23 protein-coding genes are annotated in these 24,383 nt (G+C 63.9%); 9 read left to right on the top strand and 14 right to left on the bottom strand.

Features of this window, described 5'->3' with window-relative positions:
* Nucleotides 1-28 precede the first annotated feature (28 nt).
* Nucleotides 29-2,362 carry a transketolase gene (locus tag RQP55_RS05025; protein WP_315609095.1) on the top strand — a complete coding sequence of 778 codons (2,334 nt, stop codon included), beginning with the start codon at nucleotides 29-31 and terminating at the stop codon, nucleotides 2,360-2,362.
* Here the strand turns inward: RQP55_RS05025 and RQP55_RS05020 are convergent.
* The 5 genes from RQP55_RS05020 to RQP55_RS05000 are packed head-to-tail and all read right to left on the bottom strand — an operon-like array spanning nucleotide 2,359 to nucleotide 8,143.
* Entirely contained in the window at nucleotides 2,359-3,729 is a 1,371-nt protein-coding gene (locus RQP55_RS05020) for a deoxyribodipyrimidine photo-lyase (RefSeq protein WP_315609094.1), read from the bottom strand. The genes RQP55_RS05025 and RQP55_RS05020 overlap by 4 nt on opposite strands.
* A 52-nt stretch (nucleotides 3,730-3,781) precedes the next feature.
* On the bottom strand, nucleotides 3,782-4,759 hold the full coding sequence (locus tag RQP55_RS05015) for a metal-dependent hydrolase (protein WP_315609093.1): 978 nt from the start codon (nucleotides 4,757-4,759) through the stop codon (nucleotides 3,782-3,784).
* Between the two features lie 54 nt (nucleotides 4,760-4,813).
* Nucleotides 4,814-5,206: a GxxExxY protein gene (locus tag RQP55_RS05010; RefSeq protein ID WP_315609092.1), complete on the bottom strand. Its 393-nt coding sequence runs from the start codon at nucleotides 5,204-5,206 to the stop codon at nucleotides 4,814-4,816.
* A 40-nt stretch (nucleotides 5,207-5,246) separates the two neighbouring features.
* Nucleotides 5,247-6,278 (bottom strand): 2-oxoacid:ferredoxin oxidoreductase subunit beta, encoded by a 1,032-nt coding sequence (locus RQP55_RS05005; protein ID WP_315609091.1) that lies wholly within the window; start codon nucleotides 6,276-6,278, stop codon nucleotides 5,247-5,249.
* A complete protein-coding gene (locus RQP55_RS05000) occupies nucleotides 6,275-8,143 on the bottom strand; it encodes a 2-oxoacid:acceptor oxidoreductase subunit alpha (protein ID WP_315609090.1) in 1,869 nt (622 codons plus the stop codon). The genes RQP55_RS05005 and RQP55_RS05000 overlap by 4 nt, the downstream gene beginning before the upstream one ends.
* 207 nt (nucleotides 8,144-8,350) lie before the next feature.
* On the opposite strand from RQP55_RS05000, the gene RQP55_RS04995 reads away from it, so the two are divergent.
* Together RQP55_RS04995 and RQP55_RS04990 are read left to right on the top strand one after the other, a co-directional pair.
* Complete coding sequence (locus RQP55_RS04995) at nucleotides 8,351-9,301, top strand: alpha/beta hydrolase (protein ID WP_315609089.1); 951 nt, start codon at nucleotides 8,351-8,353, stop codon at nucleotides 9,299-9,301.
* Nucleotides 9,302-9,311: 10 nt separating this feature from the next.
* Nucleotides 9,312-9,827, top strand: coding sequence for an RNA pyrophosphohydrolase (locus RQP55_RS04990; protein WP_315609088.1), 516 nt, complete (start codon nucleotides 9,312-9,314; stop codon nucleotides 9,825-9,827).
* A gap of 6 nt (nucleotides 9,828-9,833) precedes the next feature.
* On the opposite strand, the gene RQP55_RS04985 is transcribed toward RQP55_RS04990, so the two are convergent.
* The 5 genes from RQP55_RS04985 to RQP55_RS04965 all read right to left on the bottom strand — a co-directional run bounded on the left by RQP55_RS04985 (nucleotide 9,834) and on the right by RQP55_RS04965 (nucleotide 15,432).
* On the bottom strand, nucleotides 9,834-10,340 hold the full coding sequence (locus RQP55_RS04985) for a tetratricopeptide repeat protein (protein ID WP_315609087.1): 507 nt from the start codon (nucleotides 10,338-10,340) through the stop codon (nucleotides 9,834-9,836).
* Between the two features lie 38 nt (nucleotides 10,341-10,378).
* The gene (locus tag RQP55_RS04980; RefSeq protein ID WP_315609086.1) at nucleotides 10,379-11,557 is read right to left on the bottom strand and encodes an RsmB/NOP family class I SAM-dependent RNA methyltransferase; all 1,179 of its coding nucleotides are present in this window, start codon (nucleotides 11,555-11,557) and stop codon (nucleotides 10,379-10,381) included.
* The gene (gene guaB, locus RQP55_RS04975; RefSeq protein ID WP_315609085.1) at nucleotides 11,554-13,008 is read right to left on the bottom strand and encodes an IMP dehydrogenase; all 1,455 of its coding nucleotides are present in this window, start codon (nucleotides 13,006-13,008) and stop codon (nucleotides 11,554-11,556) included. Before guaB ends, RQP55_RS04980 begins: the two co-directional genes overlap by 4 nt.
* Nucleotides 13,009-13,082: 74 nt before the next feature.
* Nucleotides 13,083-14,546, bottom strand: coding sequence for a M28 family peptidase (locus RQP55_RS04970; RefSeq protein WP_315609084.1), 1,464 nt, complete (start codon nucleotides 14,544-14,546; stop codon nucleotides 13,083-13,085).
* A 130-nt stretch (nucleotides 14,547-14,676) separates the two neighbouring features.
* Nucleotides 14,677-15,432, bottom strand: coding sequence for a 3-hydroxybutyrate dehydrogenase (locus tag RQP55_RS04965; protein ID WP_315609083.1), 756 nt, complete (start codon nucleotides 15,430-15,432; stop codon nucleotides 14,677-14,679).
* Between the two features lie 153 nt (nucleotides 15,433-15,585).
* On the opposite strand from RQP55_RS04965, the gene RQP55_RS04960 reads away from it, so the two are divergent.
* Nucleotides 15,586-16,734 (top strand): alpha-hydroxy acid oxidase, encoded by a 1,149-nt coding sequence (locus RQP55_RS04960; RefSeq protein WP_315609082.1) that lies wholly within the window; start codon nucleotides 15,586-15,588, stop codon nucleotides 16,732-16,734.
* 2 nt (nucleotides 16,735-16,736) lie between these two features.
* Here RQP55_RS04960 and RQP55_RS04955 read toward each other — a convergent pair whose 3' ends face one another.
* Nucleotides 16,737-17,438 carry a hypothetical protein gene (locus tag RQP55_RS04955; protein WP_315609081.1) on the bottom strand — a complete coding sequence of 234 codons (702 nt, stop codon included), beginning with the start codon at nucleotides 17,436-17,438 and terminating at the stop codon, nucleotides 16,737-16,739.
* 215 nt (nucleotides 17,439-17,653) lie between these two features.
* On the opposite strand from RQP55_RS04955, the gene RQP55_RS04950 reads away from it, so the two are divergent.
* Complete coding sequence (locus RQP55_RS04950; protein WP_410000267.1) at nucleotides 17,654-18,187, top strand: MarR family transcriptional regulator; 534 nt, start codon at nucleotides 17,654-17,656, stop codon at nucleotides 18,185-18,187.
* A 15-nt stretch (nucleotides 18,188-18,202) separates the two neighbouring features.
* On the opposite strand, the gene sdhA is transcribed toward RQP55_RS04950, so the two are convergent.
* The 3 genes from sdhA to sdhC are packed head-to-tail and all read right to left on the bottom strand — an operon-like array spanning nucleotide 18,203 to nucleotide 20,794.
* Complete coding sequence (sdhA, locus tag RQP55_RS04945) at nucleotides 18,203-20,008, bottom strand: succinate dehydrogenase flavoprotein subunit (RefSeq protein WP_315609080.1); 1,806 nt, start codon at nucleotides 20,006-20,008, stop codon at nucleotides 18,203-18,205.
* On the bottom strand, nucleotides 20,005-20,391 hold the full coding sequence (sdhD, locus tag RQP55_RS04940; RefSeq protein WP_315609079.1) for a succinate dehydrogenase, hydrophobic membrane anchor protein: 387 nt from the start codon (nucleotides 20,389-20,391) through the stop codon (nucleotides 20,005-20,007). Before sdhD ends, sdhA begins: the two co-directional genes overlap by 4 nt.
* Nucleotides 20,392-20,404: 13 nt before the next feature.
* Nucleotides 20,405-20,794: a succinate dehydrogenase, cytochrome b556 subunit gene (sdhC, locus tag RQP55_RS04935; protein WP_315609078.1), complete on the bottom strand. Its 390-nt coding sequence runs from the start codon at nucleotides 20,792-20,794 to the stop codon at nucleotides 20,405-20,407.
* Between the two features lie 125 nt (nucleotides 20,795-20,919).
* Here sdhC and RQP55_RS04930 point away from each other — a divergent pair, with 125 nt between their 5' ends.
* From RQP55_RS04930 to RQP55_RS04915, 4 genes are read left to right on the top strand one after another with little or no spacing between them, the layout of a single operon-like run.
* Entirely contained in the window at nucleotides 20,920-21,636 is a 717-nt protein-coding gene (locus RQP55_RS04930) for an SDR family oxidoreductase (RefSeq protein WP_315609077.1), read from the top strand.
* Nucleotides 21,637-21,691: 55 nt separating this feature from the next.
* On the top strand, nucleotides 21,692-22,531 hold the full coding sequence (gene bla / locus RQP55_RS04925; protein ID WP_315609076.1) for a subclass B3 metallo-beta-lactamase: 840 nt from the start codon (nucleotides 21,692-21,694) through the stop codon (nucleotides 22,529-22,531).
* Nucleotides 22,528-23,487 carry a 50S ribosomal protein L11 methyltransferase gene (locus RQP55_RS04920; protein ID WP_315609075.1) on the top strand — a complete coding sequence of 320 codons (960 nt, stop codon included), beginning with the start codon at nucleotides 22,528-22,530 and terminating at the stop codon, nucleotides 23,485-23,487. Before bla ends, RQP55_RS04920 begins: the two co-directional genes overlap by 4 nt.
* A gap of 4 nt (nucleotides 23,488-23,491) precedes the next feature.
* Nucleotides 23,492-24,373 carry a DMT family transporter gene (locus tag RQP55_RS04915; RefSeq protein ID WP_315609074.1) on the top strand — a complete coding sequence of 294 codons (882 nt, stop codon included), beginning with the start codon at nucleotides 23,492-23,494 and terminating at the stop codon, nucleotides 24,371-24,373.
* Nucleotides 24,374-24,383: the final 10 nt, after the last annotated feature.

Below are 24,383 nucleotides of genomic sequence, written 5' to 3'. Positions count from 1 at the left end.
CAATACTGCACCGCTTTACAGGCTTGCCATGCCAAAACGAGATTCGCGTGCCGAACTGATCCGCACGCTGGAAACCATCGATCAGCGGCTGCGCTGGATGTCTGCGTGGATCATCCACAATGCCAACCACCTGCGCGAAAGCCGTGACGGGCTGAAGGTGGGCGGCCACCAGGCCAGCTGCGCCTCGATGACCGCGATCATGTCGGCGCTCTATTTTCATGCCCTGCGCCCGCAAGACAAGGTGGCGGTAAAGCCGCACGCCGGGCCGGTGCTCCATGCGATCCATTACCTGCTGGGCAACCAGAGCCTTGAACAGCTCAAGGCCTTCCGCGGACTGGGCGGCGCGCAAAGCTATCCCAGCCGCACCAAGGACAAGGTGCCAGTCGATTTCTCTACCGGCTCGGTCGGCCTCGGGGTCGCCGTCACAGCCTTTGCCAGCCTGGTGCAGGATTACCTGATCGCCCACGGCCAGCTGCCCGAGGGCGAAGCCGGCCGCATGATCGCGTTGATGGGCGATGCCGAGCTGGACGAAGGCAACATCTATGAGTGCCTGATCGAAGGCTATAAGCACGATATCCGCAACTGCTGGTGGATTGTCGATTACAACCGCCAGTCGCTCGACAGCACAACTGCCGACCGGATGTTCCGGCGCTTCGACGATATCTTCGAAACCTGCGGCTGGCGCGTCATCACACTCAAGCACGGCAAGCTGCAGCGCGAAGTGTTCAAACGCCCCGGTGGGAAAGCTATCGATAAATGGATCGATGATTGCCCCAACGCGGAATATGCCGCGCTGACCTATCAAGGCGGAGCCGCCTGGCGCGCGCGGCTGAATGCCGACCTTGCCGGGGACCAGCCAGCGCTCGACCTGATCGCCAGCTTCGATGACGATGGCCTTTCGCGGCTCATGCTCAACCTTGGCGGGCACTGCATTGAAACGCTGGTCGATGCTTTCGAACGCGCACAGGATGATGTGCCAACGCTGTTCATCGCCTATACGGTCAAGGGCTATGGCCTGCCGTTCCAGGGCCACAAGGACAACCACGCCGGGCTGATGAACCCCACCCAGATGGCCGATTACCGGGCCAGCCTGGGCATCGCCGAAGGAACCGAGTGGGAACCCTTCTCCGGCCTTGGCGATAACAGCGCCGCCGCGCTCAAGGCTTACCTTGAACCTTTCCGGACGAAATTGACCCACCCGGCCCGCAAGGCAACGGCGGTACCGGCTCCTGTTCGTCTGCCCGTCCCTGACGGAGCCGAACAATCGACCCAGGCGGCCTTCGGGCGGATTCTGCTCGATCTGGCCAAGTCCGGCCATCCCATGGCGGACCGGATCGTAACGACTTCGCCCGATGTCACCGTCTCCACCAACCTGGGGGCCTTCGTGAACCAGCGCGGGCTGTTCCGGCGGCAGGAACTGAAAGACGTCTTTGCCGGGCACAAGATCCCCAGTCCCCAGAAGTGGGCCGGGCACGAGGCCGGCCAGCACATCGAACTGGGCATTGCCGAGAATAACCTGTTCCTGATGCTCGCCGCGCTGGGCCTGTCTGCGCCGCTGTTTGGTGAACGGCTGCTACCGATCGGGACGGTCTATGATCCCTTCATTTCGCGCGGTCTCGATGCGCTGAATTATGCCTGTTACCAGGACGCGCGGTTCCTGCTGGTCGCCACGCCGTCGGGCCTGACGCTGGGGCCAGAGGGCGGCGCGCACCAGTCGATCAACACCCCTCTGATCGGCATGGGCCAACCGGGCCTGACGCATTACGAACCCGCCTTTGCCGATGAACTGGCGCTGTTCATGCAGCGCGCCTTTACCGAAATGCAGGCTGATAACGGCGGCTCAACCTATCTGCGGCTTTCGACGCGGGTGATCGAGCAGCAGCCCCGCCGCGACAGCGACTGGGAGGCTGATGCCCTTGCCGGCGGCTACTGGTTGCGCCAACCCGCGCCAGGATCCCGCGCGGCAATCGCTTTTTCCGGTGCAATCGCGCCCGAAGCGATTTCAGCCTGGGAACAGCTGGTTGATGACCTGCCGGGTCTGGGCTTGCTCAATGTCACTTCGCCCGATCTGCTGCATCGCGGCTGGTCCGCTGCCTGCGCGGCGCGCTGGCAGGGCGGCCAGCGTGCAGCCAGCCATGTCGAGGCGCTACTGGGACAACTCGCGCCCGATGCCGGGATCGTCACCCTGCTCGATGGATCGCCTGGCGCGCTATCGTGGCTTGGCGGCGTGCGCGGGCAGCGGATCAGTCCGCTGGGGATCGATCGCTTTGGCCAGACTGGCGACCTGCCCGACCTTTACCGCACCTATCGCCTTGATGCCGATGCCGTGGTCGAGGCGATGGCCGAACTGCTGCTGCCTTAACCGCCCTTCATCGCCGCATGGGCAGCCAGGGCCCGGGCGCGGCCTTCGACATGCTCGACGATCTTGGCCGGATAGCCGCGCGGGCGCAGCAGGCCGGGATCGTGGATCTCGGCATCGCCAAGCCGGGCCAGTTCGGGCACCCACTGGCGGATATAGCCGGCGGCGTCGAACTTCGGGCTCTGCGTCAGCGGGGCCATGATCCGTACGAACATGTTGGCATCCACGCCTGATCCGGCGCTCCACTGCCAGTTGACCGCGTTCTGGGCATAGTCGGCATCGACCAGCGTATCCCAAAACCATTCCTCGCCGCGTCGCCAGTCGATCAGCAGATGCTTGATCAGGAATGAGGCGACAATCATCCGCACCCGGTTGTGCATCCACCCGGTCGCCCACAGCTCGCGCATTCCGGCGTCGACAATCGGATAGCCGGTGCGGCCCTGCTGCCAGGCTTTGAGGTCAGCCTCGGCCTCTGGCCCGCTGCGCCAGGGCAGGTGATCGAACTCTTCCTTGTAGGAACGCGCGCCATAGTCGGGGAATTGGTGCACCACGTTGGCGGCATAATCCCGCCAGCCCAGCTCTCCCAGGAAGACATCGACCGAACCACCGGCATTGGCCACCGCGTGCCAGACCTGTGCGGGGGAGACCTCGCCAAAATGCAGGTGCCCCGAAAGACGCGAGGTGCCGAGCATCGAAGGCAGGTTGCGCCGGTCGGCATAGCGCGCGGCGCAGCGAGTAAAGGTTTCCAGCCGTTCGGCCGCACCACCCTCGCCCGGCGTCCATTCGGCGCGCATTCTCCCCGCCCAGTCCGGCTTGGTCGGAAGCAGGCTCCAATCCTCCAACCGCTCGCTGGCGGGCCAAGCCGCCGGTGCCATCAGCTTCGGCGCAGGCAGCGGCGGCGCGGGCGGCATCCGCTCCTGTAAGGCCCGCCAGAAGGGGGTGTAGATCTTGAACGGCGTGCCGCCGCCGGTCAGCACCGATCCCGGCGGTGCAAGGTACATGCCGTGATGCAGCGTCAGGTCCAGCACCTTGGCCACCGCGCGTTCGGCATTGCGCCACCACGGCTCGACATGGTGCAGCGCGTGAACCATGTCTGCGCCCGTTTCAGCCGCAAGCGCCGCAAGCACATCCTCGCTTTTGCCGCGCCGCAGGATCAGCCGCGATCCGGCTGCCTGCAGGTCGGCGTCAAGGCTAGCCAGCGAATGATGCAGCCACCAGCGCGAGGCCGCGCCCATCCGGCGATGCTTCGGCGTATCGTCATCCAGCACATAGACCGGGATCACTGGACCGCGCTGGGCGGCGGCGTGGAAGGCAGGCTGATCGGCCAGCCGCAGGTCGCGGCGCAGCCAGACGATGGTGGGCGTGGTCATGGTGCCGCCTTCGTGCGACCGCGCTGGGCCAGCAAGCTGGCCTTTGGTCGGGTCATGGCAGCGGTGCGGGCGGGCGGCACTGCACTTTCGGCAAGGCCACCGAGAACTGACCACGTGCGCGCGGATCATAGAACCGCGCATCGCGCAGGATCACCGAACCGTTGGGCGCTTTCTCCGCAAAGGGCGCGCGCGACCAGAACAGGAAGGCCTCCGCCTGGGTTCCACCCGTCGCGAGTTGCGCCGCCGATGGCCAGGCGCAAGGCTGGTTGGTGATCGGCTTCGCGTTGCGTTCGATCGGGGGAACCCCCGCTTCAACCCGGAACCAGCGGTTCGGCGCCCCAACGATGAATTCGCGCTCCCAGAAAGCCAGCGGTACCGGCGCAGCAATGCGCACCGGATCGGCTATGGCCTTGCTGGTCGACGGGCCCTTGGTATCCAGCGCCCAAACCAGCTGCGTGCCGAAGGTCACCAGGCCATTGTACCCGATGTACAGGCTCATGGCGGCAATGGTCGCCAGCGCTGGCCAGCGCCACGACTTTCCGGCCCGCTCGCGGCGGCGCGAAAACCACACGCCGAAGCCCAGCAGCACCCACAACCAGAGATCGATGATGAACAAGACATCGCCGTGGAACCATCGGCTGGAAAACGGCTCAAGCAGCCGGATGCCGTAAACGTTGAACCAGTCGAACAACGGATGCGTCAGGCAGCCGAACAGGCTGAGCAGGTAAAGCCACCCGAGGCGGAGCGGAAGCCGCCCTTCCGGCCGCGTGCCGCGCCGGGCCTGCCAGCGATCGTAACCCCACAGCGCACCGGCCAGCAGCGCGGGCAACAGGATCAGCGCCGGTGGCCCATGGGTAATCCCGCGCCGGAAGCCAAGATGCTCGGTCCCGTCCAGCCAGAAGAAGCAGGCCGCATCGATATCAGGCAGATTCGCGCCAATGATCAGCGCCGGCATGGCCAGGCCGGTCCGGCGCTTGAGGCCAGCCTGCCCCAGCACCGCACCGATCAGGGAATGGGTCAGATTGTCCATGTTTTACTCACGCAAAGACGCAAAGGCGCAAAGATATTTCGCCCGGCCGCAGGCTCACCGGTGATTGTTGACCACGCGCTGGATGCCATCCTTGAACGTGGCTTGGCCAAAATTCATCAAGAGTCCCAGGGGCATTTCCAGCAGCCGCAGGTATGTCAAAACCTGCTTTGTGTGGACCAGGCTGACTTTTTCGGTGGACTTCAACTCAATGAGCAACGCGCCCTCGATGATCAAATCTGCCCTGAAAGCGTTGTCTACGACAACACCTTTGAACCTGATCGGAACCTCAACCTGCGACGCAACCGCAAGGCCACGCTCACGAAGGCTGGCAAACATCAAGGCCTGATAGACAGACTCAAGCAGCCCAGGTCCGACTTCACGATGAAGTTGGAAACCACAATCAACTGCCAACCGGGCCAGCTCTTCGATTTCCTCAAGGCGCGACATCTTCGCACCTTTGCGTCTTTGCGTGAGGAAAATCAAATACCTACAGGTCCGGCCCGCCCTCAGTCACGGTCCAGGTCTGGCCCTTGGCGAGCAGCTTGGCGAGGTTCGGTTCCTTGCCCGCGGTCGCCTTTTCACGCTCGGCCATGACCGCTGCCTCGAAGGTCGGGCGCGGATCGTCGTAAAGCACGCCCAGCGCCATCGGGAACGGTCCAAACGGCATTTCGACCAACATGTGCGCGATCGAGCGGTTGGTCACGTCGTGAACGATCACCCCTGCCGCCTGCCAGTTGCCATCAACCACATCGACCACCTTAAGCGTCAGCTTTTCGGTATCAAGGGCAATGCCCTTTTCACCCTTTGCGAACAGCATCGGCTCGCCGTTCTGCAGCCATAGCTGGCGGTCCTCGGCGCCCTTTGGTGCGGCGAAGTCTTCGAACCGGTCCTTGTTGTAAACGATGCAGTTCTGGAAGATCTCAACGAAGGCCGCACCCTTGTGATGGTAGGCCGCCTTAAGCACGTCCGGCAGGTGCTTTGACACGTCAAAGCCACGGGCGATGAAGCGCGCGCCGGCACCCAGCGCGAAGGCGCAGGGGCTGGCGGGCCGATCAACCGAGCCCAGCGGGGTTGAGGGGCTGGTCGTGCCCTCACGGCTGGTCGGTGAATACTGCCCCTTGGTCAGGCCATAGATCTCATTGTTGAACAGCAGGATCTGGCAATCGAGGTTGCGGCGCAGCACGTGCATCGTGTGGTTGCCGCCGATCGACATGCCATCGCCATCACCCGTCACCAGCCAGACATCGAGCTGTGGATTGGCGAGCTTGATGCCGGTGGCAAAAGCCGGGGCGCGGCCGTGGATCGTGTGGAAGCCATAGCTTTCGACGTAATAGGGAAAGCGGCTGGAGCAGCCGATGCCCGATACGAACACGGTGTTGGCCGGGTCAGCGCCCAGTTCCGGCAGGGTGCGCTGGACCGCCTTCAGGATCGCATAGTCCCCACAGCCGGGGCACCAGCGGACTTCCTGATCGGTTTCCCAGTCCTTGAGGGTGGTGGTGATGGGAGTAATCGCGTTCATGCCAGCGCTCCTTCGATCGCGGCTTCAATTTCGGCAATGGTGAATGGCTGGCCGCTGGTCTTGGTCAGCGGTTGGGCATCGACCAGGTACTGGTCGCGCAGCACGGTCTTGAACTGGCCGGTGTTCATTTCGGGCACCAGCACCTTGTCGTAACCCTTGAGCAGTTCGCCCAGGTTCTGCGGCAGCGGCCAGATATGGCGGACGTGCACATGGCTCACGTCCAGCCCCTTGGCCCGCGCCCGGCCAACGGCCTGGTGGATCGGACCATAGGTGCTGCCCCAGCCAACCACGGCCAGCTTGCCACTGGAATTGCCTAGGCAGACGTCCTGATCGGGGATCGACTTGGCAATGCCATCGATCTTGGCCTTGCGCGCGTCGGTCATCGCCTGGTGATTGGCGGGCGAGTAATCGAGGTGGCCGGTGTCGACCGCCTTTTCGATCCCGCCGATGCGGTGCATCAGGCCCGGCGTGCCCGGCTTGATCCATGGGCGCGCGCCCTTGGCATCGCGCTTATAGGGCAGCAGGGTCTCGCCAGCGTTCTTCTCGGCCAGGAACGAAACCGGGAATTCCTTGTAGCCCGCCGGATCCGGTACCTTCCAAGGTTCCGCAGCATTGGCGATATAGCCATCGGTCAGCATGATCACCGGGGTCATGTATTCCACCGCGATCCGGCAAGCCTCGATCGCGCATTCAAACGCATCTGATGGGCTGCGCGCGGCGATCACCGGGATCGGGGCATCGCCATTGCGGCCATATACGGCCTGGTAAAGGTCTGACTGCTCGGTCTTGGTCGGCAGGCCGGTCGAAGGGCCACCGCGCTGCGAATTGACAATCACCAGCGGCAGTTCGGTCATCACCGCCAGACCCATCGCCTCACCCTTGAGCGCGATGCCCGGGCCCGAGCTGGAGGTTACGCCCAGCTGGCCGGCATAGCTGGCGCCAATCGCCGCGCAGATCGCTGCAATTTCGTCTTCCGCCTGGAAGGTGGTGACACCGAATTCCTTCAGCCGGACCAGTGCATGCAGGATCGAGCTGGCCGGCGTGATCGGATAGCCGCCAAAGAACATCGGCAAATGCGCCAGCTGCGCGCCCGCAACCAGGCCAAGCGCAACCGCATCGGCCCCGGTGATCGTGCGATAGAGCCCCGCCGGGGTCGGGACCGGGCCCAGGTGCAGCTTCTTGACATGGCCGCCCAGTTCGGCGGTTTCGCCATAGGCGTGGCCTGCGTTAAGCGCGGCGACGTTGGCATCGGCCAGCACCTGATTTTTGGCGAACTTCTGGCTTAGCCAATCGATCAGCGGCTGGCGATCGCGGTCGAACATCCACAGCGCCAGGCCCAGCGTCCACATGTTCTTGCAGCGCAGGGCTTCCTTGTTGCCCAGACCGAACGGCTTCACCGATTCGAGCGTCAGCGCCGAAATGTCGAAAGCCAGCACCTGCCACTTGGCCAGGCTGCCGTCCTCAAGCGGATTGACCTCGTACTTGGCCTTTTCCAGGTTGCGCTTGGTGAACTCACCCGTGTCAGCGATGATCAGGCCGCCAGGCTTGAGCGCACCGACATTGGTCTTCAGCGCCGCCGGGTTCATCGCCACCAGCACGTCCGGGGCGTCGCCTGCGGTATCGACGCTGGTCGAGCCGAAGTTGATCTGGAACGCCGAGACACCAAACAGCGTGCCCTGCGGCGCGCGGATTTCGGCCGGGAAGTCCGGGAACGTCGCGAAGTCGTTGCCCGCGAGCGCGCTGGAGAGGGTAAACTGCCCGCCCGTCAGCTGCATGCCATCGCCCGAGTCGCCCGCAAAGCGGACAACCACGGCCTCAGGCGCGGCGTTGGACTTAACTTCGGGATCGGCCAATTGCGTTGCCATGCGTCTTCCTTGAACGACGTCAAACTTCAGGCGGATTCGCCGCCCCGTCTCTTGCGGAGCGCCCTAGTCCCGTCCCCGCCTGCCCGGCAATCAAGAAAAACTGCGCACCGGGCAACTCCGGTCACAAAAGGAGCGCCAAGGCGGCTAGTCAAGTGGCAAATCGCGACTTAACCTGTCGGTTAAATAGTCAAGAGAGAGGATTCCTGCGTGAGCGAAGCCACCCCATACGTCCGCCCCGATGTAAAGATGCTGCTGGACATGCTGGCCGCCATGGCCGGGCCGAAGATGAACGAAATCCCGCTCGCCGATGCCCGCGCCTCTTATACGCAAATGGCCGCGCTCGTTGAGGCAGACCCCGTTCCACTGGCAACGATCACCGACCTGACCTGTCCCGGTCCGCGCGGAGACATTCCGCTTCGCCTCTATGATCCGCGCGCCGATCGCGGCCCGGGGCCGGTGGTGATGTTCTATCATGGCGGCGGGTTCGTGATCGGGGATCTGGAATCGCACCATGCGCTTTGCACCACGATTGCTGCAGAACTCGATCTGCCGGTCGTGGCCGTCCACTATGCGCTGGCGCCGGAACATCCCTTCCCGGCATCGGACGAGGACTGCATTGCCGCCACCCGCTGGGTCGCGGAAAACGGGCTGAAGCTGGGCCGCGAAGTGACCGGGCTGATTACCATGGGCGATAGCGCCGGCGGGCACCTTGCTATCGTCGTGCCACAAGCCTTGGCAAAAGATCCGGCAAAAGTCCCCGTCATCCTGCAGGTGCCAATCTATCCCGCCACCGACGAATCGAGCGACGGTTCGATGACCGAATTTGCCGACGGCTATCTTCTGACCAAGGAAACGATGGACTGGTTCATGGGCTGCTATGCCCCGGAAGCAGGAAATCCGATGGCCTATCCGATCCATGGTGCACAGGCCGGCTCGCCGCCGACCCTCCTTGTCACCGCCAGCCTCGACCCGCTGCGCGACCAGGGGCGCCGCTATGCAGCAGCCCTCGCCGCCGCCGGGGTGGAGTGTCACTTCATGGAAATGAAGGGTTCGATCCACGGCTTCGTCAACCTGCGCAAGGCCGTGCCAAGCGCCCAGGCCGATTTGCTGGCTATTCTGGCGCAGGCGAAGTTGATGTTGGCGCGCATTTCGGCCTAAGGGCCGGGCGATGAGCGACCTCCCTCCCAAGACTGACCTCGCCGCCCTGCCCTATCGCCCCTGTGTTGGGGTTATGCTGGTCAATGCCGATGGGCTTGCCTTTGTCGGCAAGCGCATCGACATGCGCGGCCAGCCGGATGAGGGCGGAGTCTACTGGCAGATGCCGCAGGGCGGGATCGACGAAGGCGAAGACCTGCGCACCGCTGCGCTGCGCGAGCTGTGGGAAGAAACCGGGGTGGCGGAAGAACACGTCACCATCCTGGCCCAGACGCGCGAGGAAGTGCTCTATGATCTGCCAGACGATCTGATTGGCAAGCTATGGGGCGGCCAATATCGCGGCCAGCGTCAGCACTGGGTGCTGGCCCGGTTCAGCGGAGAGGATCACCACATCCGCCTCGACGCCCACGATCCCGCAGAGTTCTGCGAATGGCAGTGGCTGGAGCCCGCGCAGCTGCCGGACGTAATCGTACCGTTCAAAAAACGCGTCTACCGCGCCGTGCTTGACGCGTTTCGCGACCTGATATGACGCGGGTCAGTTGGCCGATACCGTCGGCTTGGTCTGCACTGCCTCGGCTGTCACGATCTGCGGGCTTGGTCCCTGTTGGATCGCCAATGCAAGGTCCTTTGCCGGGGCACAGCCGTTTCCGCAGACCTGTTCAAGCCGGACGAGGTTGCGGCGGGCCCGTTCTACCGCGCCTTTTTCCACCAAGGCCATGCCTTCGCCCGAAATCGCGTAGACGTTGCCCGGATCGCTTTCCAGCACTTCGCGATAATAACGCAGCGCCTTACCCTGCATCCCCTGCTTACGGCTCGCCTCACCTAGGTTGAGCAGGATCGCGACGTGGCCGGGCTGGATCACCAACGCTGCCTCATAAGCATCAATCGCGCCATTGGTATCACCGCTGGCAAGCGCCTTGCGCCCATCGGCAACCAGCAATGCCGCGCGCGGATCAAGCGGCACGGGCGGCGCTGACACGCTGACACTGGCCGTAACTGCCGCCAGCAACGACAAGGCCAGCGCGGCAGGGGTATAGCGCATCAATTGCTCCCAAAAGCTCGACATCGACCGGACTGTTATCACCTCTTTTTGAAGCAGGCGACGAAAAACCCATCGGTCCCGTCACGGCCCGGTGCGAGGCGCCAACCGGCACCGCGGGCCTCGCCCGCAGCCAGCTTAAGATCGTCAACCGTCCAGTCCGGATGGCGTGACAAGAACGCGCTCGCCTGGTTTGCCCCTTCGGCATCGAGCAGCGAACAGGTGACAAAGCCCAATCGGCCACCGGGTCGCAGCAGCGTTGCGGCCAGGTCCAGCAACCGCGACTGGATCGCAACATAGCGCGAGAGTTGCTCCGGCGTCAGCCGCCAGCGCGCTTCAGGGTTGCGACGCCAGGTACCGGTACCCGAACAGGGGGCATCGACCAGCACGGCATCGGTCTGTGCAACCAGATCGGTCAGCGCTGCCGCCTCTCGATTGGGGTCAAGCAGCCGCGTTTCTACGATTGTCACCCCGGCGCGCAGGGCCCGCGGTTCCAGCCGCGACAGGCGGGCGCGATCAACATCGCAGGCAATCAGTCGCCCGCGATTGTCCATGTCCGCCGCAAGGCCAAGCGTCTTGCCCCCTGCTCCAGCGCAAAGGTCAACCACCAGCTCACCCGCCTGAGCCGCCAGCGCCGCGCAGACCAGTTGCGAGCCGGCATCCTGCACCTCGATCTGGCCGCTGGTATAGGCATCCCAGGTCTCAACCTGGGTCCCATGCGGCAACCGGAGACTGCTCGGAGCAAGGCCGCGTTCGGCCGGTTCCGGCAATTCCAACGTTGCAGGATCCGCTTTCAGCCGATTAATCCGCAGGTCGAGCGGCGCGCGCTCCAACAAGGCCAGCGCGTCTGCGCCGCTCATCCCGCTTTCTTCCAACGCGCTTTCGAGCCAGGCCGGCGCGATCCCGCCTGCCGCGATCGCCTCGTTCGGTGCAATCGGTTCAGGAGCATGGCGTGAACCATCGAACAGACTGGCCAATGCGGAATCGTGCTGGGCCAGGCGCAACATCGCCGCCCGTCCGCTGACCGGGACCGGCCCGCAGGCCCGGATCGCCGCATAGGCCATTTCGCGCACCGCGCGGCGGTCTTTGCTCCCGGCAAAGCGGCGGGTGCGGAACCAGTCGCTGACAATCCGGTCCGCCGGGGCACCATTGGCGCGCACAGCGGCGATCACCAGATCGAGAATCTCGATCGCGGCCTGAACGCGGGCCTGCGGCGTCACAGCTTGTAGTTCGGTGCCTCGCGGGTGATCGTCACGTCGTGGACGTGGCTTTCCTTGAGGCCCGCGTTGGTGATGCGCACGAAATTGGCGCGGGTGCGCAGGTCCTCGATCGTGGCTGAACCGGTATAGCCCATCGCCGCCTTGATCCCACCCACCAGCTGATGAACGACATCACGGGCATGGCCCTTGTACGGCACCTGGCCTTCGATCCCTTCGGGCACCAGCTTCATCTGGTCCTTGATATCACCCTGGAAGTAGCGGTCCGCACTGCCGCGGCCCATGGCCCCGACCGAACCCATCCCGCGGTACGACTTATAAGCGCGCCCCTGGTACAGGAAGGTCTCGCCCGGCGCTTCCTCGGTCCCGGCCAGCATCGAACCGACCATGATGGTCGAAGCACCCGCCGCCAGCGCCTTGGCCGCGTCACCCGAGGTGCGCAGGCCGCCATCGGCGATGATCGGGGTCTTGCTGTCGGCTGCGGCGCGCGCGGCCTCCATGATTGCGGTCAGCTGTGGCACGCCCACGCCGGCTACCACGCGGGTGGTGCAGATCGAGCCCGGCCCGATCCCCACCTTGACCGCATCGGCCCCGGCATCGATCAGCGCCCGGGTCGCTTCATAGGTCGCAACATTGCCGGCAATAACCTGCGCCGAATTCGACAGCTTCTTCACCCGCTCAACCGAACGGGCAACGTCGCGGTTGTGGCCGTGGGCGGTGTCGATGATCACCACGTCGCATTCGGCCGCCAGCAGCGCCTCGGTGCGTTCAAAGCCCTTGTCACCCACCGTGGTTGCCGCGGCAACGCGCAGCCGCCCAGTGGCGTCCTTGGTGGCGTCGGGATAGGTGATCGCCTTTTCCATGTCCTTGACCGTGATCAGGCCGGTGCAATGGAAGTTCTCATCCACCACCAGCAGCTTTTCGATCCGGCGCTGGTGCAGCAGCTTGCGGGCATCGTCCTGGCTCACCCCGGCGCGGACAGTCGCCAGGTTCTCATGCGTCATCAGCTCGCGCACCGGCTGCGCCGGATTGTCGGCAAAGCGCACATCGCGGTTGGTCAGGATGCCAACCAGCCGGCCGCCCGCCTCAACCACCGGAATGCCCGAGATGCGGTTGGCTTCCATCATCATGCGCGCTTCACCCAGCGTGGCATCGGGGCCGATCGTGATCGGATTGACCACCATGCCGCTTTCAAAGCGCTTCACCGCGCGGACGGCGGCAACCTGTTCCTCGATCGTCAGGTTACGGTGCAGCACGCCGATCCCGCCCAGCTGGGCCATGACAATCGCCATGTCCGCCTCGGTCACGGTGTCCATCGCCGACGAAATCACCGGGATATTGAGGCCGATCTGCGCGGTCAGCCGCGTGCTGGTATCCGCCATTGAAGGCAGGATATCGGATTCGGCCGGACGCAGCAGCACGTCGTCGAAGGTAAGGCCGAGAGGAATGTCCATGGGTGCCACTTTGCGTCTGGTTGGAAGATTCGTGGCGGCCCATGTAAACGCACTCCCCGATTAGGGCTAGTGCCTCATTTAGATCGCGGTGGAACCTTTTTCAGGTCGGCAAAGTGCCGCACCAGCGCCACGTGAAAGGCCACGTCTTCAGCCGTGCCGGACAGGTCCAGCCCGGGCTTCACCTGATCGCCCGGCCGGTGATAATCGCCGTCAAAGAAGCGCTCCACCCGGGCAATGTCAGACCAGCTTGATGAAACCATCACCGTGGGGACATCGTGCGCCAGCAGCGCCCAGCCATCCTGGCGGCGGACATAGGCGTTGGCTGCATCGCCATCGACCACCTTGCGCTTTTGCGCCTTGGCCACGGCCAGGATCCCGGCATCAAGCGCGGTCAGCCCGCGCCCGACAATTCCGATCGGGGTGCCGCGTGGCGCCAGGGCAAAGCTGTCCAGATTGAAAGCTGCGACGATCTGGTCGAGCGGCAGTGGCGGGTTTTCGGCAAAGGCTTCGGCGCCAAGCAGGCCGATTTCTTCCGCAGTGGTAGCCAGGAAATAGACATCGCGGTCCATCGCCGGCCCCTTGGCCAGTCGCCGTGCAATCTCGGTCAAGGCGGCGATGCCGCTGGCGTTGTCGATTGCACCGTTGCAAACAAGGTCCTCGGCCGGCGCTGACGCGCATTCGCCAAAATGATCCCAGTGGGCCAGCAGCAGGATTGCCCCGGTTTCGGGTCGGCGACCGGGGATGCGCCCGATAACGTTGTGGGTATTGATCCGCGTTTCACGCGTGGTTGCTTCCAGCGTAACCGCAAGGTCCAGAACCTTGGCAGTAAAATCGGGCTGAGCCGCCAGGGCTCGCAATGCCGTCAGATCCAGCGGCCCGCCGGCGAGCGCCCGTTCTATCCCTTCCGCGCTGATATAGGCATCAAGATCGCCACCCAGCTCTTCGGTGGCCAAGGCATAGCCAGACCGGCTGCGTCGTGCGCGCACCTCGTCCAGCGTGCGCTCACCATCCAGGATGGTCATCACGGCCGCGGCTCCGGCCTTAAGCAGGGCGTTCTGGCGTAGTGCGCTGCTATCACCGCCTTCAAACAGCAGGGCGACCCGCCCTGCCAATTCGGCGCGGCCCACCTCGTGCTGGCCCTTGCCGACGAATAGCACCGGCGCGCTATTCAAAAGGGTGCGCTTGCCCGAGGTGAAAACTTCGGTTGAACCCAGCGGCGAGAACTGGGGGCGGCCGCGACGGCTGAACGCGACCCGGCTTGATGCGGGCTCACGCGCCACCAGCGTGACTGGGGCAAACCAGGCGTTGCGCGGATCATTGGTACCCGACTCAAGCCCGATATCGAACCACTGCCTACCGATATAACGAAGCGTCTTCGCCTCGCCGTCTGTTCCCGGCTCGCGGCCATCATAAGCATCGCTGGCCAGTTCGGTAACATGGGCCAGCAGAGCTGCCTCAAGCGCTGTATCGCGCCGCTGGGCCGCCGCTGGAGAGCACAGCACGGCTGCCGCCAAAGCCGCAGCCGTCAATCGATTCATCGCTCTCAGGCAACGTTTCATCGCCCCGTCCTACAGCAGGTGAGCATACGGACAAGCGGCTTTGAACATCCGCCATACAGATAAGGCGCGGGGGTGGCAGGAAGGTTACACTTCCATGGCGGGTTGTTCGTTATTCGGCCGTCCAGCCACCATCCATAGAGATGTTGGTGCCAGTCATGTTGCCGGCCTCCGCGCGGCAGAGGAACACGGCCAGAGCCGCTACCTCCTCGGGCTGGACGAACCGCTTGGTGGGCTGCTTGGCCAACAGGACATCGTTGATTACCGCGTCGCGGCTTAGGCCCCGGGTCTTCATCGTGTCGGGGATCTGGTTCTCGATCAGCGCGGTCCAGACATAGCCGGGGCTGATGCAGTTGGCGGTGACGCCGCTCGTTGCGAGTTCGAGTGCCAGCGACTTCGTGAAGCCAGCAACCGCATGCTTGGTCGCCACATAGGGCGCCTTGAACGGCGATGCGACCAGACTGTGCGCAGAAGCAGTCGAGATGATGCGGCCCCAACCCCGTGCCTTCATCCCCGGCACGGCAAGGCGGCAGGCGTGGAATACCGCAGAGAGGTTCAGGGCAACGATCTGGTCCCACTTTTCAACCGGGAACTCGTCGACCGGGGCCACGTGCTGCATTCCGGCATTGTTGACGAGGATATCCACCTCGCCCGCACCAGCGAACAGTGCTTCAACCCCAGCGGCGCTCATCAGGTCAGCCGGAACATGGCGGGCGCCCAGTTCCTGGCACAATGCTGCGATCTCTTCGTCCGACCCAAAGCCCGAAAGGATCACTTCTGCCCCTTCGGCATGCATCGCCCGGGCAATCGCCAGGCCAATGCCAGAGGTGGAACCCGTAACCAGCGCGCGCTTGCCCTTTAGAAACATGCTCGACTCCAAATGCCTGTTGAAGGACAGTTCATTGCGGACAGGGCGCGCGCCTGTCCAGTGGCAACACGCCGCTGATAAGCGGTCTAAGCCGCCGAGTGACCGATCAAGAAGTAGCTTTCCCGGGTAGCAGGCCTGCGCTAGCTCATGGCCATGCGCCTGACCGATTGCCACAACATCGCCGATTTTCGCGAACTTGCCCGCCGCCGCCTGCCCTGGCCCGTGTTCGATTACATCGATGGCGCCGCCGATGACGAGGTGACCAAGGCTCGCAACACCAGCGCCTTTGACCAGGTCGACCTGGTGCCGGATGTTCTGGCCGGGGTGGCAGAGATCGACACGTCGATCACGCTGATGGGCCGCAAGAGCGCCCTGCCTTTGATGCTCTCCCCCACCGCGCTGCAACGCGTGTTCCATTGGCAGGGCGAACGCGCCGTCGCCCGAGCGGCGGAAAAGTTCGGGCTGTGGTTCGGCATTTCCAGCCTGGCGACCGTCAGCATCGAGGAAACCGCCGCGCTGACCCAAGGGCCCAAGTTGTTCCAGCTCTACGTCCACAAGGACAAGGGGCTCAACCGTTCAATGATCGAGCGCTGCCAGGCGGCCAGGTTCGATTGCATCGCCCTGACCGTCGACACGATCGTTTCCGGCAAGCGGGAACGCTGCGCCCGCTCCGGCTTCACCTCGCCGCCGAAATTCACGGCCCGCAACCTGCTCGGCTATGCCATGAAGCCGCGTTGGGGGCTGGACTATCTGCTGCGCGAAAAGTTCAGCCTGCCCAATCTCGATACCCACGTAAACGAAGGCACCGGCGAAGCTGTCTCGATCGCCGGATACTTCAACACCATGCTGGACCAGTCGATGGACTGGAACACCGCCGCCGATATCCGCGCGCAGTGGGGCGGCACATTCTGCCTGAAGGGCGTGATGAGCGCCGCCGATGCCCGCCGCGCGGTGGAGATTGGCGCCGATGCGATCATGATCTCCAACCATGGCGGCCGCCAGCTTGATGGCAGCCGCGCACCGTTCGACCAGTTGCGCGAAATCGTCGACGCCGTGGGCGGAGAAATCGAAATCATTTGCGACGGCGGCGTGCGGCGCGGCTCCCACGTGCTGAAGAGCCTCTGCGCCGGGGCGACTGCGGCCTCCGGCGGACGGCTTTACCTCTATGCCCTCGCCGCTGCCGGCCAGGAAGGCGTCGAGCGGGCGATCATGCTGCTCAAGGATGAGATCGAGCGCGGCATGAAGTTGATGGGCGTCACCAGCGTGGAGCAGCTGACGCCCGATCGCCTCCGCTGGCGTTGATCTCAGCCCTGCTTGGACAGCCGTTCGATTTCAGCGTCGAGCTGCTTCAGGATATCGTCGCGGATCGCGGGCGATAGACCGGGATCCTTGCTGATCCGTTCGCGCGCGGCCTTCAGGCCTTCGCCCGCCTTGGCCCCACCGGTGCCAGACTGAGCAAGGCAGAAACGCATCACGGCTTTGCGCTTGGTGCCATAGGCATCCGTTGCCTCGGATTCGAAGTTCGCAGTCTTCGCGCCCTCGGTGCAGGTGACCCGGCTCTCGGCATGGTCCGCATGGCTCCAAGCCATTGCCTCTGGCGCACCTTCGCCCTGGATCCGCTTTACGATCACCCGGCGCTCGCCCTTGCCGGATGCAGCCGATTCCGTCGGTGCATCGGGCATGGCAGCCAGCGCCTTGGCGACCTTTTCGTCAATTTCCGCGTCGGTCACTGCCTTGTTGGTCTTGATGACAATCGTCTTGCCATCCTTTTCGATCACGCGGGTTTTCAGGGCAGTCTCGTCACCTTTCGCCGCGCCATCTTTTTCGATGATGAGGATCCGGTGTTCACGATGAACCTGTGGGGCGGTCGGCGCAGCAGGCGCAGCCGCGGCTGCGGGTTCCTGAACAGCAGCAGAGCCTGCCGATGCTGCCAGCGAGAGGGCAAGCGCAAAACCGGGGAACAATGCACGCGCTGGAAACCGGCGCGCGGGGATAGATTTGGTCATTATCAGGCTCCTCAATCAGCAACTGACGATGGCTGGGCCAACAGCGGACTACAGGTCGAAACGATCATCAAACTTCTGGCATACTAGGACGAAATTAACTCGACCTCCTTGCCCTTCGCTTAGATTTCCAACCTATTGGCGGAGACCGGAAGGTTAGCCTTGGTCTTGGCCGGCGGCAACCAGTTGGATCATTCAACTACGTTCGGGGGCGAGCGGTGAACGCGTATTCGGCGGACTTTGTAAACAATCTGGAAGCCTTATCGGAATCGCTGTGGGACATTTTGGCCAAGCTGGATGCCGAAGACCGCCAGGATGCGGGAGTGTCTGATCTCAGCCCAACGCTGCGCAATCGCATGGCAAGCCCTGGCCTGGCCATCAGCAAGTCAGCAGGCCGGCCTCCGCTGCCAGATCCGCGGCTGGTGCGGCGGATTATCCGGCAACGCCGCCTGCGTTCGCGCTATTTTCCCGGAGATCTGTTTGCCGACCCGGCCTGGGACATGCTGCTGGACCTGACGGCCGCAGCGGCGGAGCACTCCAGAATTTCCGTAACCTCGCTGTGCCTGGCTTCGGGCGTTCCGCCCACCACGGCACTGCGCTGGATCACGCAGATGGAAGAGGCCGGTCTGGTCAACCGCGAGGGTGACAGTACCGACCGCCGCCGCGCCTTTATCGTGCTGAGCGACAAGACGATCGCCAGCATCGCGCGCTACTTCGAGGCCATCGGACCTGGGCGAATTCACCCGGTCTGATGGCCTCAATCCGGCTTAGTACACCCGCTTCTTCGGCTTGATGTACTCAACGTCGTCGGTCAGCGTGTATTCGTGGACCGGGCGGTAGTCGATCTTGACCGCTCCGCCCTTGCCGCCCCAGCCTTCGAACCAGGCTGCGGTGTGCTTCATCCACTTCTTGTCGTCACGCTCGGGGAAGTCCTCGTGCGCATGGGCGCCGCGGCTTTCCTTGCGGTTGTGCGCGCTGTGCAGGGTAACGGCAGCCTGGCTGATCAGGTTGTCGAGCTCAAGCGTTTCAACCAGGTCCGAGTTCCAGATCAACGAGCGATCGTGGACCTTGATATCCTGCATCCGCGCATAGGTCTTGGCCAGCTTTTCCTTGCCTTCGGCCATCAGCTCGTCGTTGCGGAACACGGCTGCATGGGTCGACATGGTCCGCTGCATTTCGGTGCGGATTTCCGCAGTCGGCGAGCCGCCATTGGCGTGGCGGAAGTGATCAAGCCGCGACAGGGCCAGGTCGGCGCTGTCCTTGGGCAGTTCGGCATGGGCCGTGCCCGGCTTGATGTTTTCCTTAAGGTAGTGGCCGGTTGCACGGCCAAACACCACCAGGTCGATCAGCGAGTTCGAGCCCAGGCGGTTCGCGCCGTGGACTGAAACGCAGGCCGCTTCACCCACCGCGAACAGGCCCTGTACCGGGGTTTCCGGATTGCCATCGGGGCCGATGGTCATCACCCGGCCGTGATAGTCACAGGGGATGCCGCCCATGTTATAGTGCACGGTCGGAACCACCGGCAGCGGCTGGCGGGTCAGGTCGACACCGGCAAAGATCTTGCCGCTTTCGGTGATGCCCGGCAGGCGTTCGGCCAGCACCTTGGGATCGATGTGATCGAGGTGCAGGTAGATGTGATCCTTGTTCGGGCCGACACCGCGGCCTTCGCGGATTTCAAGCGCCATTGAGCGCGAGACCACGTCACGCGATGCCAGATCCTTCGCCGACGGGGCATAACGCTCCATGAAGCGTTCGCCTTCGGAGTTGGTCAGGTAACCACCCTCACCGCGTGCGCCTTCGGTGATCAGCACGCCCGCGCCATAGATGCCGGTCGGGTGGAACTGCACGAATTCCATATCCTGCAGCGGCAGGCCGGCGCGCAGGACCATGCCGCCACCGTCACCGGTGCAGGTATGGGCCGATGTGGCCGTGTAATAGCTGCGACCATAGCCGCCGGTCGCCAGAACCACGGCCTTCGAACGGAACCGGTGGATCGAGCCATCATCCATGCACAGCGCGATCACGCCGCGGCATTCACCGTTCTCCATGATCAGGTCGATCGCGAAGTATTCGATGAAGAAGTCCGAATTGTACTTCAGGCTCTGCTGATAGAGCGCGTGCAGCATGGCGTGGCCGGTGCGGTCAGCCGCGGCGCAGGTGCGCTGCACCGGCGGGCCTTCGCCCATGTTCTGCATGTGGCCGCCGAACGGGCGCTGATAGATCGTGCCGTCGGGGTTGCGGCTGAAGGGCACGCCGGCGTGTTCCAGCTCGTAAACGGCCTGCGGCGCTTCGCGGACCATGTATTCGATCGCGTCCTGGTCACCCAGCCAGTCCGATCCCTTGACGGTATCGTACATGTGCCACGTCCAGTGGTCGGGCGTGTTGTTGCACAGCGATGCGGCAATCCCGCCCTGCGCGGCCACGGTGTGGCTGCGGGTCGGGAAGACCTTGGTGATGCAGGCAGTGCGCAGGCCGGCTTCGGCGCTGCCCATCGTGGCGCGCAGGCCCGAACCGCCCGCGCCGACGACCACCGTGTCATAGGTGTGGTCGATGATCTTATAAGCGGCGGTCATGCAGCAGCTCCCAGAGCGATACGGACAATCGCGAAGACGCCAAAGGCGCCCCCGGCGAAGGCAACAAGGTTAAGCAGGGTCAGGCAGGCGTACTTGTTGGCGTGTTCGTGGACATAGTCCTCGATCAGTTCCTGCAAGCCCATCTGCGAATGCCACATGCTGGAGATCACCAGCAGGACCAGGCCGGTGGCGCTCAGCGGCTGCGCGGCCCAGGCCTTGACCGTCTTGAAGGTCAGATCCGGCAGGCCAATCAGCGCGAAGACCAGCCAGAAGCCCAGCACCAGCAGGGCGATCGAGGTGAGGCGCATGGCCAGCCAGTGCTTGGTGCCCGAATGCGATGAACCCAGTGCGCGAACGCGGCCGATATTGGTTCCGTTACCCATCAGAGCGTTCCTTTCAGCGCAGCAGCACGTAGGCCCAGGTGGCAGCGGTCAGCGCCAGGGCGATCAGCGGGGTCAGGACCGACCACAACGCGTTGCTCTTAAGCTCAAATCCGGCGCCGATATCCAGCACCAGGTGCCGGATGCCCGAGGCGGTGTGGTTGAAGAAGGCCCAGGTGAGGCCGATCAGCACGATCTGACCGTACCATTCGCCCATGTGATGGGTGAAGGTAAGATAGCTGGCATCGCCGCCGGCCAGGGCCCCAAGCCACCACAGCAGCACGGCCATGCCAACGATGGAAAGACCATCGCCGGAAATGCGGTGCAGGATCGAGACCAGCATCGCCGGCCCCCACTTCCAGATCTGCAGGTGCGGCGAAATCGGACGGTTGCTGGCTCCGGCCATGCGTGCGTTCCCCTATCTTCTTCTGCGGCGGCACGTGCCACCTTCGCGCCACCCCCTTAATCAAAACGCGAAACCGTGCAAGCGGTGGCTTGGCGCACATGCACCAAAGTCCTAGAGCATGCCCTATGACCCAGCTTACTGCTCTTGTTACCGGTTCCTCGCGCGGGATCGGCGCCGCCATCAAGTCCGCCCTCATGGCGCGCGGCATCAATGTGATCGGCCATGCCAGCAAGGCCCACGATGCCGACACGATCGGCGCCGATTTGGCAGACCCGACCGCCGCCGCGAAAATCTGGGAATCCGCGCTGGAACGCAGCGGCGGGCGGATTGACATTCTGGTCAACAACGCTGGGCTGTTTCAGGCCAACCCACTGGGCCTGTCGGACATCGAATGGCTCGATAACTGGGAAGACACCCTGCGGATCAACCTGACCGCCGCAGCTGAACTGTCGCGCTTTGCTGTGCGCCACTGGCTGGATGGCGGGCGCCAGGGCCGGATCGTCCACATCGCCAGCCGCGCGGCCTACCGCGGTGATTCGCCTGATCACTGGCACTATGCCGCAGCCAAGGCCGGTATGATTGGGCTGCACAAGACGATTGCCCGTCATTACCCGGCCAAGGGCATCATGAGCTATGCGATCTGCCCGGGCTTTACCGACACCGCGATGGCCGATGATTACCTTGCCAGCCGCGGCGGTCCGGGCCTGCTGGCCGATATCCCGTTGGGTCGGGTCGCCCAGCCGGAAGAGATTGCCACCATGGCCGTGTTCTGCGCGCTGGATGCCCCCGAAAGCATGACCGGTGCCGTGCTCGACGCCAATGGAGCCAGCTTTGTCCGCTAAGCAGCTAATCGCCGCGTTCATGGCCCTTGCCGTGGCGGCACCAGCATCGTCGCAAATGTCCATTCCGCGCCCGCAGGCTGAGCGCGACATGGCCAGTGCCTGCGCTGGACGCGATGGCTGGGGCGATCCGGCTCCGCCGGCCCATATCTTCGGCAATACCTGGTATGTCGGCACCTGCGGCATCACCACGCTGCTGGTGCAGACGCCGGACGGGCTGGTGCTGCTGGATGGTGGCATCCCGCAGGCGGCCAGCCTGGTGCTCGACAATGTCCGCAAGCTCGGCTTTCCGGTCAAGGCGATCCGCTGGATCCTGGTCAGCCACGAACACTTCGATCATGCGGGCGCCGTGGCCGATCTTCAGCGCCTGACCGGCGCCAAGGTCATTGCTGGGCCGAACCAGGCCGCCATGCTGCGCAGCGGCAAGCCCCATCCGGCCGATCCACAGGCCCCCCTGCTGCTCAAGGAACCGATGAAGCCGATCAAGGTCGCGAAAACCCAGGCTCACGGAACCGCGCTTGTCGCCGGCGGGGTTTCCTTCACGGCCTGGGCCAACCCTGCCCATGCACCGGGATCGACCAGCTGGACCTGGCGGCAATGCCAGGGCACCGAATGCCGGACAATTGCCTATGCCGACAGCACATCGACCATTTCGGCAGACGGATACCGCTTCGTGAACAATCCCGAGCGCAGCAGCGCAGTGCGCAAGGGTTTGGCGATCATCGCCGCGCTGCCCTGCGATATCATCATCACACCGCACCCCTCCGCCAGCAACCTGTTCCCGCGCTTGTCGGGCAGTGCTCCACTGGTCAACCCGGATGCCTGTGCAACCTATGCAGCGACAGCCAGTCAGCGCTTCAGCGAACGGCTTGTCCGCGAAACGGACATGCCCCGATGACCAGCTGGAAGATGACCGTCTTCGCCCCGCGGGCAATGATCGAAGGGGCGCTGCTGGCGCACGAGGATGCCTGGGACTGGGATCCGGATATCGTCATTTCCGGCAGCGAGATTGCCGAGGACAAGCCCGATGACTGGCAGCTTGAGGCCTGGCTCCCGCGCAAACCAACCAAGGCCGACAAGGCTGCGGTCCTTGCCCTGTTTGCCGGTGCCGCGCCGGACCTGACGATCGAACAATTGCCCGAAGTCGATTGGCTGACCGCCAGCCAGAGCGGGCTGGAGCCGATCCGGGCCGGGCGGTTTCATGTCCACACGCCAGAGCATCCGCCACTGAACCAGCCGGGTGTGCGCGATTTCTGCATTCCCGCCAGCCAGGCCTTCGGCACGGGGCAACACGCCACCACTGCCGGCTGCCTGACCATGCTGACCCATATGAAGCGGCAGGGCGTGGTGGTGCGCAATCTGGCCGATATCGGTACCGGCACGGGCCTGCTGGCTTTTGCCGCGCTGAACCTGTGGCCGCGCGCGCTGGCAACCGCCAGCGATATCGATGCGGTCTGTATCGGCGTGGTGGAAGATAACGCCGCCGGCAACGCCGTGCCAATGGGGGCGGGTCACGGCGCGTTGACCATGCTGGTCGCCGATGGGATGGATCACCCGTTGCTCAACGCGCGCGGCCCCTATGACCTGATCATTGCCAATATCCTTGCCGGGCCATTGATCGGGCTGGCGCCGGATTTTGCCCGGCATCTGGTGCCGGGCGGCCACCTGGTGCTCGCCGGACTGCTCGAAACGCAAGAAGCGGCAGTGCGCCGCGCAGCACGCCGTGCCGGAATGCGCCTGGCAGCCCGGCTTGTGCAGGGAGACTGGTCGATTCTCTGGCTGCGCAAACGCAATGGGGCCGCAACACGGACCTCGCGCCCCGGCCAGTTGGACGACTGGTCGATGCGCTGGTGAGGGCATGAACCTTCGCGATTTCCTTCTGCTGATCGGCATCTGCCTGATTTGGGCCGCCAACAATGTCATCAGCAAGATTGTGGTGAGCGATTGGGGCGTGCCGCCCGTGCTCTACGCGGCCATTCGCTTTGCTATCGTCGCCGCGGTAACATTGCCGTGGCTGCGGCCCATACCGCAGCCGACTTGGCGCATTGTCGCCATTGGTCTGCTGATGGGTGGCGGCAGCTTCGCGCTGCTGTTCATGGCGCTACAATCCGTCTCTCCCTCTGCCGCGGCCGTGGTTAGCCAAGCGGGTGTCCCGATTACCACCCTGCTTTCCATTCTGATCCTGGGCGAACGGATCCACTGGCGGCGGGCGTTAGGGATCGCCTTAACGCTGATCGGGGTGCTGGTAGTGGTCTGGAAACCAGGGCTGACGATCTCGGCCGGTCTGCTGCTGGTCTTGGCTTCGGCCACCTGTGCCTCGCTTGGTGCAGTGCTGATGAAGCAGATGGGGGATATTGCACCGCTTCGCTTCCAGGCTTGGGTCGGAATGACCAGCGCCTTGCTGCTGGCTCCGCTTTCACTGCTGATGGAATCGCCTGACTGGGGCCAGGTGCTAGCGGCCGGCTGGCCCTTCCTTGGTGCGCTGGTGTTCTCGGCGCTTGTCGTTTCGGTGGGCGCGCACACGCTCTATTACACGCTGATCGCGCGTTATGAGGCCAACCTGATTGCCCCGCTGACCCTGATCACCCCGCTGGCGACGATCGGTCTGGGAGTAGCGATCACCAATGATCGGCTGGATTTCCAGATGATCGCCGGATCTGTCACCGCGCTGACCGGTGTCCTGATTGTTGCCTTGCGGCGGACCCGCGCACCGATTGCCGAAGCGCAGGAACACTCCTGACCAGCCAGCC

Source organism: Novosphingobium sp. APW14, from assembly GCF_032337075.1.
GTDB lineage: Bacteria > Pseudomonadota > Alphaproteobacteria > Sphingomonadales > Sphingomonadaceae > Novosphingobium.
Note: the sequence above shows the minus strand (reverse complement) of the source record. Positions and strands in the feature narration are given on the sequence as shown.